Origin of the sequence: Sphingomonas morindae (assembly GCF_023822065.1) — a bacterium.
Lineage (GTDB): Bacteria > Pseudomonadota > Alphaproteobacteria > Sphingomonadales > Sphingomonadaceae > Solisphingomonas > Solisphingomonas morindae.
The window spans coordinates 1767194-1780634 of sequence record NZ_CP084930.1; the positions used below are offsets into that span (position 1 = coordinate 1767194).

A 13441-nucleotide genomic window follows, 5' to 3' on the forward strand; every position below is an offset into this window, starting at 1 on the left:
GTCACCAGCTCCCCGATGCGCCGCCGCCGCCAAAGGAGCCGCCGCCGCCGCCGGTGAAGCCGCCGCCGGTCCAGCCGCCGCCGCCATCGTCATGGCCGCCGCCCGCGCCGCCGTCGCGCCAGCCGCCATCGCCTCGGCTCATCATGTGCGCGGCAATGTCCGCGCCCCAGAGCAGCACGCCCAGGCCGCCATCATCGTAGCGCCGGCCGCTGGAGCGCGCGAAGCGCGCGGCGAGCACCACGCCGATCACGATCAGCCACAGGATCAGCCCCCAGGGCGCGCCGCCGGCATCGGGACGCCGCGCATGCTCCTTGTTCCACGCCGCCACCGCTGCGTCCTGCCGGGCGCGCGCCTGATCGTCGGGCAGGCTGAGCAGCTGGATCAGCGCATCGGCGCCGGCCTCGATGCCGCCCGCCATGTCGCCCGCCTTGAAGGCGGGAAGGATGCGGCTTTCGATAAGGACCTTGGAATAGGCATCGGTGACCACGCCCTCGACGCCATAGCCGGTCTCGATGCCGACACGCCGCTCATTGGGCGCGACGAGCAGGATCACGCCATTGTCCGCGCCCTTGAGCCCCACCTGCCAGGCGCGGCCTAGGCGATAGCCATAATCCTGGATGTCGCGCCCCTCGAGGCTGGGCACGGTGGCGACGACGAGCTGGCGGCTGGTCGCCTTCTGCAAGGCCTGGAGCTTGGCCTCCAGCGCCGCCGCGCGGTCCGGGGGCAGCACATGCGCCGCGTCCACCACCAGGCCCGTGAAGGCCGGAAAGCTCTGCGCCCGCGCCGCCGGCACGAGCATCAGCCAGCCGAGCAGCGCCAGCAGGACCAGCGACGTAGCCCGGGCGGGCCGGAACGCGGGGGCGCGGCCCGGCGCCATGGCGGTCAGAAGCTGACCTTGGGCGCCTGATCGGCCCCCGGGCTGGTCGCCTCATAGGGCGTCTTGGGCGTGGCGCCGTAGACGATCTTGGCGGTGAGCGCGGTCGGGAAGGTGCGGATCAGCGTGTTATACTGGCGCACCGCCTCGTTATAATCCTGCCGCGCGACATTGATGCGGTTCTCGGTGCCCTCGAGTTGGCTCTGCAGCGCGAGGAATTGCTGATCCGCCTTCAGATCGGGATAGGCTTCCTTCACGGAAAGCAGCCGGCCGAGTGCGCCCGAAAGGCTGTTCTGCGCGTCCTGGAAGGCGCGCATCTTGGCGGGATCGCTGAGATCGTCGGCGCGCAGCGTGACGGAGGTGGCGCGCGCACGCGCCTCGGTGACCCCGGTCAGCGTCGCCTGTTCGTGCGTCGCATAGCCTTTCACCGTCGCCACCAGATTGGGCACGAGATCGGCGCGGCGCTGATACTGGCTCTGCACATCGGCCCATTTCGCCTTCACTGTCTCATCGGCGGCGGGAATGGTGTTGACGCCGCACCCGGCCAGCGACAGCGCGGCCAGGGGCGCGAGCAGGGGAAGGGGACGAAGCGGCATCGAAGAGGCTCCCTGAAGACCAGGGAGTGGATTAGCCCAAGCCGTGACGCCTAGGCAATGACCGCTTGCCCGCTCGGTGCCAACTCCTAATCTGGCGCAAGCCGTAGCAAGGAGTGCAGGGGATGCTGAAAGACTTCAAGGCCTTCATAATGAGGGGCAATGTTCTGGATCTCGCGGTCGCCGTCATCATCGGCGCGGCGTTCAACAAGATCGTCACCTCGCTGACCGACGACGTGCTGATGCCGATCATCGGCAAGCTGTGCGGTGGCCTCGATTTTTCGGGCTATTTCCTGCGGCTGGGGCCGGTGCCGGCGGACTATAGCGGATCGTTGGTCGATTATGCCGCGCTCAAAAAGGCGGGCGTGCCGCTGCTCGGCTATGGCGCCTTCGTCACCCAGATCGTCAATTTCGTCATCGTGGCCTTCATCATCTTCCTGCTGGTGCGCGGCGTGAACAAGGCGCTGTCCTTCCATGCGCAGGAACAGGCCAAGACACCCGCCGCCCCCGCGCCGGACAGCGCCGAGGTGGTACTGCTCCGCGAGATCCGCGACAGCCTGCGCCAGCGCGGCTGACGCGCGGCGCCGGCGCATGGCGGTGGCGCCGGCTTGCGCGCCGCCGCCGCCCGGCCTATATCCCTCCGTGCCGGCCTCGGCCGGCTATGACGATAAATGATGCCGTGTAATAGACGCAGCGGACCCGGGGGCAGTACCCGGCGGCTCCACCACAAGCCTCGCTTTCAGAGAGGCTTCTGACGGGGCCGAACCAGGATCGACGTGTGTTCAAAGGCGGTGTTTTCGTCCGGCCTGATTGAGCCGTTAAACCGATCAAATCCACAAGTGCCAACGACAACGAGGCGCTCGCTCTGGCCGCGTAACTGAACCCTCACGGGTGACGTTACCACAACCATAGCGCGGTTCGGTCCGCACCGGGCAACAGAAGCGGAATCCAGCGGCCGCCGGGGGGCCGGGCAACAGAACCCCCGGCACTTCCACCGTCCGGCAGGAACCTAGCGGCGCCCCGGGCTTTCCCTTGCTATCCATGGGGAGCCTGATGATGCGTGTCGCCCTGCTCGTGCCGCTGCTGCTCCTGCCCGCCTGCCAACAACGCACCGAAGGCGATCGCGTGCGCGCCGCCTATGACAACAAGGCCGATGCCGTGGAGGCGCAGGCCCAGGTCCAGCCCACCGCCGTCGCCAAGACCATCTACAAGGCGCAGGCCGACGCGCTGCGCGAAGAGGGGCGCGATCGACAGAAGGGGCTGGAGGGGCGCAGCCCCAGCAAGGGCCAGGGCGACCGCGCGAGCAACGCGGGCGTCGGCGGGGACGCGGCCGCGCCCCCGCGTTGAGGGCCGCGCCGGCGCGCCGAAACCATCCTGATCGTCCACCGCCGGGCGCCTCGCCGCGCGGGCCGCATGAAAAAGGGCCCGCCGGCGAACCGGCGAGCCCCTTTCTGTCCTTCGGTCGATCGGCCCGGTCGGGCGCGATCAATCGTCGTCGCGGGTGAGGAAGGCGGGGGCGAAATCGGGCGCGGGGCCCTCTTCGCCGCCTTCGCTGCGCTCGCGGCGCGGGCCGCGGCCCTCGCGGCGCGGACCGCGATCCCGATCGCCGTCGCGGCGCGGACCGCGATCGCCCCGATCGCCACCGTCGCGGCGGGGGCCGCGATCGCCACGATCGCCGCGCGGCTCGCGCGGCTCACGCGCCGGGCGCGTGTCGGGCAGTTCCTCGCCGGTCTCCTGATCGACGACGCGCATCGACAGGCGCACCTTGCCGCGCGGATCGATCTCGAGAACCTTGACCTTGACGCTCTGGCCCTCGGTCAGCGCGTCGGCGACCTTCTCGACCCGCTCATTCTTGATCTCCGAGACGTGCACCAGCCCGTCGCGGCCCCCCATGAAGTTCACGAAGGCGCCGAAATCGACGAGATTGACGACCTTGCCGGTATAGATCTTGCCGACCTCGGGCTCGGCGGTGAGGCCGATGATCCACTCGCGCGCCGCCTCGATCTGGCTGACGTCGGACGAGGAGATCTTCACCGTGCCGTCATCGTCGATATCGACCTTGGCGCCGGTGGTGGCGACGATCTCGCGGATCACCTTGCCGCCGGTGCCGATCACGTCGCGGATTTTCTCCTTGGGGATGGAGATGGTCTCGATGCGCGGCGCATGGGCCGAAAGCTCGGTGCGGGTATGATCCAGCGCCTTGGCCATCTCGCCGAGGATATGCGCGCGGCCCTCCTTCGCCTGGGCGAGCGCGACCTTCATGATCTCCTCGGTGATGCCGGCGATCTTGATGTCCATCTGCAGGCTGGTGATGCCCTCGGACGTGCCCGCCACCTTGAAGTCCATGTCGCCGAGATGATCCTCGTCGCCGAGAATGTCGGACAGGACGGCGAAGTCCTTGCCTTCCAGGATCAGGCCCATGGCGATGCCCGAGACCGGCCGCTTGATCGGCACGCCCGCGTCCATCAGCGCAAGGCTGCCGCCGCACACCGTGGCCATCGAGGAGGAGCCGTTGGACTCGGTGATGTCCGAGGTCAGACGGATGGTGTAGGGGAATTCCTCCTTGCTCGGCAGCACCGCGTGCAGCGCGCGCCAGGCGAGCTTGCCATGCCCCACCTCGCGACGGCCCGGCGCGCCGAAGCGACCGACCTCGCCCACCGAATAGGGCGGGAAGTTATAGTGGAGCATGAAATGCTCGTAGCGCAGGCCGGTCAGGCCATCGATCATCTGCTCGCTGTCCTTAGTGCCCAGCGTGCAGGTGGCGATGGTCTGGGTCTCGCCGCGCGTGAACAGCGCGGAGCCATGGGCGCGCGGCAGGAAATGCGCCATCGCCTCGATCGGGCGCACCGTCTTGGTGTCGCGCCCGTCGATCCGGCGGCCGTCCTTGAGGATGGCGGTGCGGACGATCTCGGCCTCGAGCTTCTTGACGCCCTTGATGGCGACCATCTGCTCCTGCGGCGTGCGATCGGCCATGGCGGCCTTGGCCTTGGCGCGCGCCTCCGCCAGCGCCGCCGAGCGGGCCGACTTGTCGACCAGCTTGTAGGCGGCGGTGATCTCCTTGCCGACCAGCTTCTTCAGCTCGGCCTTCAGCTTGGCGCCGTCATCGGCGGCGGGCAGCTCCCACGGATCCTTGGCGGCCTGCTCGGCGAGATCGATGATCGCGTCGATCACCTTGCGGCTTTCCTCGTGCGCGAACATCACCGCGCCGAGCATCACCTCTTCGGACAGCTCCTTGGCTTCCGACTCGACCATCATCACCGCGTCCTGCGTGGCGGCGACGACCAGATCGAGCGACCCGGCGGCGACCTCGGCGTCGGTCGGGTTGAGGATATACTCGCCGTCCTGATAGCCGATGCGCGCGGCGCCGATCGGGCCCATGAAGGGCACGCCCGAAAGCGTGAGCGCGGCCGAGGCGGCGATCATCGCCAGCAGATCCGGCTCATTCTCGCCATCATAGCTCAGCACCTGAGCGATGACGTTGATCTCGTTGTAAAAGCCCTCCGGGAACAGGGGGCGGATGGGGCGGTCGATCAGGCGGGAGACGAGCGTCTCCTTCTCGGTCGCGCCGCGCTCGCGCTTGAAGAAGCCGCCGGGGATGCGCCCGCTGGCGAAATACTTCTCCTGGTAGTGGACGGTGAGGGGGAAGAAATCCTGCCCCTCCTTCACCGACTTGGCGGCCGTGACCGCGCACAGCACCACCGTCTCGCCGAGCGTCGCGAGCACCGCGCCATCGGCCTGGCGGGCAACGCGGCCCGTCTCGAGGGTCAGCTTGGCGCCGCCCCACTCGATCTCCACCTTCTTCGTATCAAACATTCCGGTTCCTTCACTCCGGCCGCCCTATGCGGCCGGGGCCTCATCTGCCGGCTGTCCGGCCGGCGCGGTGCGGGACTATGTGTCGCGTCCCCGGGCGGCGGGCCGAATTGCCCGGCGCCCCTTGCCTCGGCCGCCCGCTATTGCAGGCGGCGCCTAGAAAAAGGGGCGCCGAAGGGCGCCCCTGGTGATTATTTGCGCAGACCCAGCTTGCTGATCAGGTCGGCGTAGCGCTGCACGTCCGTCTTCTTGAGATAGTCGAGCAGCGAGCGGCGCTTGTTCACCAGCATGAGCAGGCCGCGGCGGCTGTGATTGTCCTTGGCGTGGCTCTTGAAATGCTCGGTCAGATTGGCGATCCGCTCGGTGAGGATCGCGACCTGGACCTCGGGCGAGCCGGTGTCGCCATTGGTGCGCGCATTGTCTTCAATCAGCGCCTGCTTGCGCTCCGCGGTGATCGACATCGTATTCCTTTCATATCAGAGGTTGAAGCCGCGGACCACCTGCAAACCCATCCCGTCCGACTGGACGAGCGCGACCGGAACGGCGTTGTCGGTCGCCAGATAGGGCCCGGGTGGAACCGCTTGCCCGATCACCCGACGCCCCTGGCGGAGCGCCCCTGCCTGATCGGGGCTGACGGGTAGAGCCGGGATGTCGTCCAGCCCCGCCGCCAAGGACAGGAGTGCCTGTTCAAGCGCGCGCCCCTGCCCGAGATCGCCCAGCATGTCCAGTGAAATCGCGCCCTCGAGCGTGAACGGGCCGGCCTTGGTCCGCCGCAACAGCGTGACATGGCCGACCGTGCCGAGCGCCTGCGCGATGTCGCGCGCGAGGCTGCGGATATAGGTGCCCTTGGAGACATGCGCGTGCAGCGTCACCGATTCCAGCGCGGGCATCGCGGCGAGCGCCGCCTCGTCCGCCACCGTCAGCGCGTGGATGGTGACGGCGCGCGGCGCCAGCGTCACCGTCTCGCCGGCGCGGGCGAGATCATAGGCGCGCCGGCCCTCGAGCTTGAGCGCGGAATAGGCGGGGGGCACCTGCGCGATCGGGCCGGTGAAGCGTGGCAGCACCGCCAGCAGCGCCGCGCCGCTCGGCCGCACCGGGCTTTCCGCCACCACCGCGCCCTCGGCGTCGAGCGTGCTCGTCTCGGTGCCGAAGGCGAGGGTGAAGGCATAGGCCTTGTCCGCATCGAGCATCCGGCCGGACAATTTGGTCGCCTCGCCCAGCGCGATCGGCAGCACGCCCGAGGCGAGCGGATCGAGCGTCCCGCCATGGCCGACCTTCACCTTGGCATAGCCGCCGGCGCGGAGCGCGCGCTTGGTGGCGCTCACCATGTCGGTCGAGCCGGGGCCGATCGGCTTGTCGAGGATGAGCCAGCCGTGCAGCGCGGTCACGGCCGCCACTCCTCGGCGAGGATCGACCAGATCTGGGTGTCGCGCACAAAGCCCGTCCAGATCCGCCGCTGGCGGCGCAGCGTGCCCTCGTGCACGGCCCCGAGCCGCGCCACCGCCGCCTGGCTGCGCCGGTTGCGCGCATCGATGCGAAACTCGATGCGGCGGAAGCCGTGATCCAGCGCGCGGTCGATCAGCAGCGTCTTGAAGCGGCGGTTCAGGCCCGTCCCGCGCGCGGCGGGGGCGAGGAAGGTGCCGCCGATCTCCAGCGTCTCCTGCGCCGGATCGAGATTGAGATAGCCCGACATGCCCACCGGCGTGCCTTCGGCGAACAGCGCGAAGCCGCGCCGCGCGGCATCGGCAAGCGCGGCGGCGAAGCTCGCCTCGAAATGGCCGGGGCCGTAATGACGCGGGAAGATCGGCCAGAAATCCTCCGCCTCGGTCGCGCACAGAGCCGCCAGCGCCGGGCCGTGCGCCGCCGTCAGCGGCACGAGCCGGCACTGGTCGTCGCCAAAGGGCTGGTAGAGGCCGTCGGGATCAGCAGCCACGCATCTGCTCCATGTAATGGCGGCGGCACAGCGCCACATAGCGGTCATTGCCGCCGATCTCGGTCTGCGCGCCGCTGGTCACGGCGCGTCCGGCGCCATCGACGCGCAGGTTCATCGTCGCCTTGGCGCCGCAGGCGCACACGGCCTTGATCTCCTGCAACGAGTCCGCGAGCCCGAGCAGCGCCGCCGAGCCCTCGAACAAGCAGGCGCGGAAATCGGTGCGCAGGCCGTAGCACAGCACCGGCACGCCCAGCTCGTCGCAGATGCGGGCGAGTCCGAGCACCTGGGCGTGGCTGAGGAATTGCGCCTCGTCGACCAGCACGCAATCCACGCGGGCGCGGCCATGGCTGGCGGCGACCAGCGCATGGATATCGGTGTCCGCGTCGAAGGGCGTGGCGTCCGCCTCCAGCCCGATCCGCGAATCGATGCGCCCGCGCCCGGCGCGATCATGCACGCCCGCGGTGAACAGGAGCGTGCGCATGCCGCGCTCGCGATAGTTGAAGTCCGCCTGCAGCAGCAGGGTGGATTTGCCCGCATTCATCGAGGCGTAGTAGAAATAGAGCTTGGCCATCGCCGCCTCGCACAGCGGAAAAGCCGGGCCCTGTCCAGCCCGCGCGGTCAGCCGCGCGCGTCCGGCTCCCCGGCCGCCGCGTCGTCCGCATCGAGATCGCGGGCCACGTCCGGGCGCCGCAGCAGCGCGTCGATATGGCTGCCCTCCTCGAAGCTCTCGTCCGCGAGGAACTTGAGCTTCGCGGCGAATTTCAGGTTCACGCGCCGCGCCACCTCGCGCTGGAGATAGGCGGTGTTGGTGCGCAGCGCCTTCAGCACCGCCGCCTCGTCGCGCGCCAGCAGCGGCTTCACGAAAACGGTGGCGTGCTTGAGATCGGGCGACATGCGCACCTCGGTCACCGAGACGCTATGGCTCGCCAGCACCTCGTCATGCACGTCGCCGCGCATCAGCACGTCGGAGAGAATGTGGCGCACCTGCTCGCCGACCCGCAACAGCCGGACCGAGCGGCCCTCGCCGCTGTCATTATGCTTCATCGCACCCTTCCCGTGCGCGCGTGGGGGCCGGCGCCGCGGGGCGCCGGCCCGAACCGGCTCAGAGCGTCCGCTCGCGCATCTCGACCTCGAACGTCTCGAGGAAGTCGCCCGGCTTGATGTCGGTGTGGCTCTCGAAGGTCACGCCGCACTCGAGGCCCGCGCGGACTTCGGGGACATCGTCCTTGAAGCGCCGCAGCGAGGCGATCGCGCCATTGTAGATGATGACATCCTCGCGGGTGATGCGCGCCCGCAGCGCCTTGCGGATATAGCCCTCGACCACCAGCAGACCGGCCGCCTTGCCGTGCTTGCCCGCCGAGAAGACCTCGCGGACCTCGGCGCGGCCGACGACATGCTCGATCGCCTCCGGGCCGAGCTGGCCGGCCATGGCGGCGCGGATCTCGTCGAGCAGATCATAGATGACGTCGTAATATTTGAGCGCCACCTGATCGCGCGTCGCGATCTCGCGCGCCTTGGCATTGGCGCGGACGTTGAAGCCGATGATCGGCGCCTTGGACGCCGCCGCCAGCGAGACATCGCTCTCGGTGATGCCGCCGACGCCCGCGTGCAGGATGCGCACCTGTATCTGATCGGTGGAGATCTTGTTGAGCGAGCCGACGATCGCCTCGACCGAGCCTTGCGTATCGGCCTTGACCACCACCGGATATTGGGCCGCCTGCTTCTCGCGCAGCTGCGAGAACATGCTTTCCAGCGAAGCCGGCGTGTTGGTGGTGCGCTTGCGCTGGATGACGCTGGCGCGATAGGCGGCGACCTCGCGGGCGCGCGCCTCGTTCTCCACCACCGTCAGCGGATCGCCCGCGCCGGGCACGCCCGACAGGCCGAGCAGCTCCACCGGCATCGAAGGCGTGGCGAGCTTCACCTGCTTGCCCTTGTCGTCGATCATCGCGCGGACCTTGCCGCTCTCGGCGCCGACCACGAAGATGTCGCCCACGCGCAGCGTGCCGCGGCGCACCAGCACCGTCGCCACCGGGCCGCGACCCTTATCGAGCTGCGCCTCCACCACCGTGCCTTCGGCGGCGCGGTCGGGATTGGCGGTCAGCTCGAGCAGCTCGGCCTGGAGCAGGATCTTGTCGATCAGCTCGTCCAGGCCCGTGCGCTTCAGCGCCGACACCTCGACCTCCTGCACATCGCCGCCCATGCTCTCGACCTGGACGTCATATTGCAGCAGCGCCTCGCGCACCCGCTGGGGATTGCCGCCGGGCTTGTCGACCTTGTTGATCGCCACGATCATCGGCACGCCGGCCGCCTTGGTGTGGTTGATCGCCTCGATCGACTGCGGGCGGATGCCGTCATCGGCGGCGACCACGATCACCACGATATCGGTGATGTTGGCGCCGCGCGCCCGCATGTCGCTGAAGGCCTCGTGGCCCGGCGTGTCGAGGAAGGTGATCTTGTCGCCCGAGCGGACCTGCACCTGATAGGCGCCGATATGCTGGGTGATGCCGCCCGCCTCGCCGGCGGCGACATCGGTGCCCCGCAGCGCGTCGAGCAGCGAGGTCTTGCCGTGATCGACATGGCCCATGATCGTGACGACCGGCGCGCGCGGCAGCAGCTTTTCCTGCGGATCGACATCGTCGGACGCGACGATATCCACGTCGCTCTCGCTCACGCGCTTCAGGTTGTGGCCGAACTCGGTGACGAGCAGCTCCGCCGTATCCTGATCGATCGTCTGGGTGAGCGTGACGGGCATGCCCATCTTGAAGAGCGCCTTGACGAGATCGGCGCCGCGCTCGGCCATGCGGTTGGCGAGTTCGGCGACGGTGATCGCCTCGGGCACCACCACGTCGCGCACCTGCTTGGCCTGGGGCCCGCCGGGCTGGTGGGCGCGCTTGTCTTTCTCGCGGGCGCGCTTCAGCGCGGCGAGGCTGCGCGCGCGGGCGCCACCCTCGTCGTCGAGCGCGCGGGTGACGGTGAGCTTGCCGGACTGGCGGCGATCATCGCCGGGACGGCCGCGGCTCGCCGGCTTGGCGGGCTCGGGACGCTTGGGCGGCGCGACGGGCGTGAAGCGGCGCGGCGGCGGCATGGTGCTGCCGCCCGGCGCGCGCGCCTCGGGCGCGGCGGCGGCGCTGGCCGTCTCGAGCACGGGCTCGGGCGCCGGCGCGGGGCGCGCGGCCTCCTCGGCGGCGCGGCGCGCCTCCTCCTCGACCGCGCGGGCGGCGGCCTCGCGGGCCTCTTCCTCGGCGCGGCGATTATCCTCGGCGCGGCGGCGCTCCTCCTCGCTCGCCTCGGCCTTGGCGCGCTCCTCGCGGCGGCGCGCCTCTTCCAGCGCGGTCATGCGCGCTTCCTCGGCCTCGCGGAGCAGCCGCTCCTGCATCTCGCGCCGCTCGAGCGGCGAAAGCGGACGGCCATCGCGCACGGCGGGGCGCGGCGCGGCCTGGGGGCGCGGCGCGGCGGCGACGGGCTGAGGCGCGCGCGGGGCCGGCGCGGAGGCGGGTGCGGGCGCCGGCGCCGAAGTCGCGGCGGCGGGGGCCGGCGCGGGATCGGGGCGCGGCGCCGGCGCCGGCGTCGCGGCGATCGGGGCGGGCGTCGGCGCGGGGGCGGGGGCCGGCGCGGGCGCGGGCGCGGCAACCGCCTCCGGCGCCGGCTCGGGCGCGCGGCCGGCAGGCTGGGGCTCGGCCTCGCCGGGGCGGCGCAGCACACGGGAACGCTTGGTCTCCACGATCACGGTGTTGGAGCGACCATGGCTGAAGCTCTGCTTCACCTTGCCCGTCTCCACCGTGCGCTTCAGACCCAGCGGCGCGCGCGTACCCAGTTTCGGCTTATCCTGATCGCTCATTCGACTACTCAAATCCCCAGCATAAGGTCGGCGGCCAAGCCGAAAATCATAGAGGCGAGGCTGTCGCCCCCGCGTTGTCTTCGCGCGGGGCGGCCTCACCCTCCCGTCCGATAAACGCAAGCCAGCGGGCGAGCGCGTCTGTCACGCGTTTCGCGGCCGCTCGGTCGACGATGGCGACATGTACCACATTCTCGCGGCCAAGTGCCATCGCCAATATGGTGCGCTTCAGTGGAACTACCAGCCCCCGCGCGCCACTTCCCGCCTCGTCGCGGCCGGCGCGCCAGGCCTGATCGAGCCGCCTGTTGCCATCCGCGCCGGCATCGGCGGCATGGAGCAGCAGCGCCACGCGCCCGCGGCGCGCGGCATCCTCGATCCGGTCCGATCCGGTCAGCAGCTGGCCGGCCCGGGCCTCGAGCCCGAGCCGATCGAGAAAGGCGCGCTCCAGCGCCGTGGCGATGCGCGCGCCCAGATCCTCGGGCACGGTCAGCGGCTTGCCCTTGAAGGCGCGGGCGAGGGCGCCGCGCAGCCGGCCCTTGGCCTGGGCGGCGTCCAGCGTCGCGCGGTCCACGCCCAGCCATGCGCCGCGTCCCGGCGCCTTGGCGCGCGGATCGGGCAGCACCAGCCCGTCCGGCGAGATGGCGAGCCGGATCAGCTGATCGCGCGGCGCCTGGGCGCCGGAGAGGATGCAGGTGCGCTCGGCGCCGGCGGACGCGGCATCGGCCGCGTCGCCGGTCGGCGCGCTGGCGGTCAGGCCCGGCGCGGTCTCATTGCTCGCCATCCGCGGACGCGACCTCCCCGGTCTCGTCGGGCGCATCGGCGAACCAGCCGGCCGCGGTGCGCGCGGCCATGATGATCTCGTTGCCCTGATCCTCGCTCAGCCCATAATCGGCGAGCACGCCGCCCTTGTCCTCGCTGCGCTGGGTGCGCGGCCCGGCCTCGCCGCGCCGGCGCGGTTCCGCCTTGCGCTTGGCGACCAGCTCGTCCGTGGCGAGATCGCCGATATCGTCGAGCGTGCGGATCCCCGCCTTGCCGAGCGTGACGAGCATCGCCTCCGTCATATAGGGAAGCTCGAGCAGGGCATCCTCGACGCCGAGCGCGCTGCGCTCCTCGCGATTGGCGGCCTCCTTGCGGTCGAGCGCCTCCTGCGCGCGGCTCTGCAGCTCGGCCGCGAGATCCTCGTCAAAGCCCTCGATCGTCGACAGCTCGGCGGAGTCGACATAGGCGACCTCCTCGAGCGTGCCGAAGCCCTCGGCGACGAGCAGCTGCGCCAGCGTCTCGTCCACGTCCAGCTCGGCCTCGAACATCGCCGAGCGCTCGACGAATTCCTTCTGCCGCTTCTCCGAGGCATCGGCCTCGGTGAGAATGTCGATCGCCTTGCCGGTGAGCTGGCTGGCGAGGCGGACATTCTGGCCGCGCCGGCCGATCGCCAGGCTCAGCTGATCGTCGGGCACCACCACCTCGATCCGCTCGTCATCCTCGTCGATCACGACGCGGGCGACATGGGCGGGCTGGAGCGCGTTGACCACGAAGGTGGCGACATCGGGCGACCAGGGGATGATGTCGATCTTCTCGCCTTGCATCTCCTGGACCACCGCCTGCACGCGGCTGCCCTTCATGCCGACACAGGCGCCGACCGGATCGATCGAGCTGTCGCGGCTGATGACGCCGATCTTGGCGCGGCTGCCCGGATCGCGCGCGGCGGCCTTGATCTCGATCACACCGTCGTAGATCTCGGGCACTTCCTGCGCGAACAGCTTCTTCATGAAATCGGGATGGGCGCGGCTGAGGAAGATCTGCGGCCCGCGCACCTCGCGCGCCACCTTGAGGATCAGCGAGCGGATGCGGTCGCCCACGCGCACCACCTCGCGCGGGATCTGCTGGTCGCGCCGGATCACGCCCTCGGCGCGGCCGAGATCGACCACGACATGGCCGAACTCGACGCGCTTCACCACGCCGGTGATGATCTCGCCGGCGCGATCCTTGAACTCGGCATATTGGCGCTCGCGCTCGGCGTCGCGCACCTTCTGGAAGATGATCTGCTTGGAGGCCTGGGCCTGGATGCGGCCGAACTCGATCGGCGGCAGCGGATCGACGATAAAGTCGCCGATCTGCGCGCCCTTCTGGAGCTTTTCGGCATCCGCGGGCGAGATCTGGGTGAAGTAATTCTCGACCTGCTCGACCACCTCGACCACGCGCCACAGCCGCAGATCGCCGCTGCGCGGGTCGATCTTGGCGCGGATGTCGTTCTCGGCGCCGTACCGCGTCTTGGCGGCGCGCTGGATGGCATCCTCCATCGCCTCGATCACGATCTCGCGATCGATCAGCTTCTCGCGCGCCACCGAATCGGCGATCGCGAGCAGCTCGGCCTTGTTGGCGGAAATGGCGGTGGCCAC

General features: G+C 70.0%; 13 protein-coding genes and 1 other RNA gene. 3 read left to right on the forward strand and 11 right to left on the reverse strand.

Annotated elements, in window-relative coordinates; all coding sequences use genetic code 11:
• Window position 1 precedes the first annotated feature (1 nt).
• Window positions 2-877: a TPM domain-containing protein gene (locus LHA26_RS08545; RefSeq protein WP_252165208.1), complete on the reverse strand. Its 876-nt coding sequence runs from the start codon at window positions 875-877 to the stop codon at window positions 2-4.
• Window positions 878-882: 5 nt separating this feature from the next.
• Window positions 883-1470, reverse strand: coding sequence for a LemA family protein (locus LHA26_RS08550; RefSeq protein ID WP_252165209.1), 588 nt, complete (start codon window positions 1468-1470; stop codon window positions 883-885).
• 122 nt (window positions 1471-1592) lie between these two features.
• Here LHA26_RS08550 and mscL point away from each other — a divergent pair, with 122 nt between their 5' ends.
• From mscL to LHA26_RS08565, 3 genes are all read left to right on the forward strand, one after another.
• Window positions 1593-2042, forward strand: coding sequence for a large conductance mechanosensitive channel protein MscL (gene mscL / locus LHA26_RS08555; protein WP_252165210.1), 450 nt, complete (start codon window positions 1593-1595; stop codon window positions 2040-2042).
• A gap of 29 nt (window positions 2043-2071) precedes the next feature.
• Window positions 2072-2417, forward strand: a transfer-messenger RNA (tmRNA) gene (ssrA, locus tag LHA26_RS08560).
• A 103-nt stretch (window positions 2418-2520) separates the two neighbouring features.
• Window positions 2521-2814 carry a hypothetical protein gene (locus tag LHA26_RS08565; protein ID WP_252165211.1) on the forward strand — a complete coding sequence of 98 codons (294 nt, stop codon included), beginning with the start codon at window positions 2521-2523 and terminating at the stop codon, window positions 2812-2814.
• Between the two features lie 138 nt (window positions 2815-2952).
• Here the strand turns inward: LHA26_RS08565 and pnp are convergent, their stop codons facing one another.
• From pnp to nusA, 9 genes are all read right to left on the reverse strand, one after another.
• Complete coding sequence (gene pnp, locus LHA26_RS08570; protein WP_252165212.1) at window positions 2953-5280, reverse strand: polyribonucleotide nucleotidyltransferase; 2328 nt, start codon at window positions 5278-5280, stop codon at window positions 2953-2955.
• 188 nt (window positions 5281-5468) lie between these two features.
• Window positions 5469-5738 carry a 30S ribosomal protein S15 gene (gene rpsO / locus LHA26_RS08575; protein WP_252165213.1) on the reverse strand — a complete coding sequence of 90 codons (270 nt, stop codon included), beginning with the start codon at window positions 5736-5738 and terminating at the stop codon, window positions 5469-5471.
• Between the two features lie 15 nt (window positions 5739-5753).
• A complete protein-coding gene (gene truB / locus LHA26_RS08580) occupies window positions 5754-6656 on the reverse strand; it encodes a tRNA pseudouridine(55) synthase TruB (RefSeq protein WP_252168331.1) in 903 nt (300 codons plus the stop codon).
• A gap of 5 nt (window positions 6657-6661) precedes the next feature.
• Window positions 6662-7210 carry a GNAT family N-acetyltransferase gene (locus tag LHA26_RS08585; RefSeq protein WP_252165214.1) on the reverse strand — a complete coding sequence of 183 codons (549 nt, stop codon included), beginning with the start codon at window positions 7208-7210 and terminating at the stop codon, window positions 6662-6664.
• Window positions 7200-7781 (reverse strand): thymidine kinase, encoded by a 582-nt coding sequence (locus LHA26_RS08590; RefSeq protein ID WP_252165215.1) that lies wholly within the window; start codon window positions 7779-7781, stop codon window positions 7200-7202. The genes LHA26_RS08585 and LHA26_RS08590 overlap by 11 nt, the downstream gene beginning before the upstream one ends.
• A gap of 47 nt (window positions 7782-7828) precedes the next feature.
• Window positions 7829-8254 (reverse strand): 30S ribosome-binding factor RbfA, encoded by a 426-nt coding sequence (rbfA, locus tag LHA26_RS08595; protein WP_252165216.1) that lies wholly within the window; start codon window positions 8252-8254, stop codon window positions 7829-7831.
• A 58-nt stretch (window positions 8255-8312) separates the two neighbouring features.
• Complete coding sequence (infB, locus tag LHA26_RS08600; protein ID WP_252165217.1) at window positions 8313-11048, reverse strand: translation initiation factor IF-2; 2736 nt, start codon at window positions 11046-11048, stop codon at window positions 8313-8315.
• A 46-nt stretch (window positions 11049-11094) separates the two neighbouring features.
• Complete coding sequence (locus tag LHA26_RS08605) at window positions 11095-11826, reverse strand: DUF448 domain-containing protein (protein WP_252165218.1); 732 nt, start codon at window positions 11824-11826, stop codon at window positions 11095-11097.
• Window positions 11813-13441, reverse strand: a complete 1629-nt coding sequence (gene nusA / locus LHA26_RS08610; protein ID WP_252165219.1) for a transcription termination factor NusA — start codon at window positions 13439-13441, stop codon at window positions 11813-11815. Before nusA ends, LHA26_RS08605 begins: the two co-directional genes overlap by 14 nt.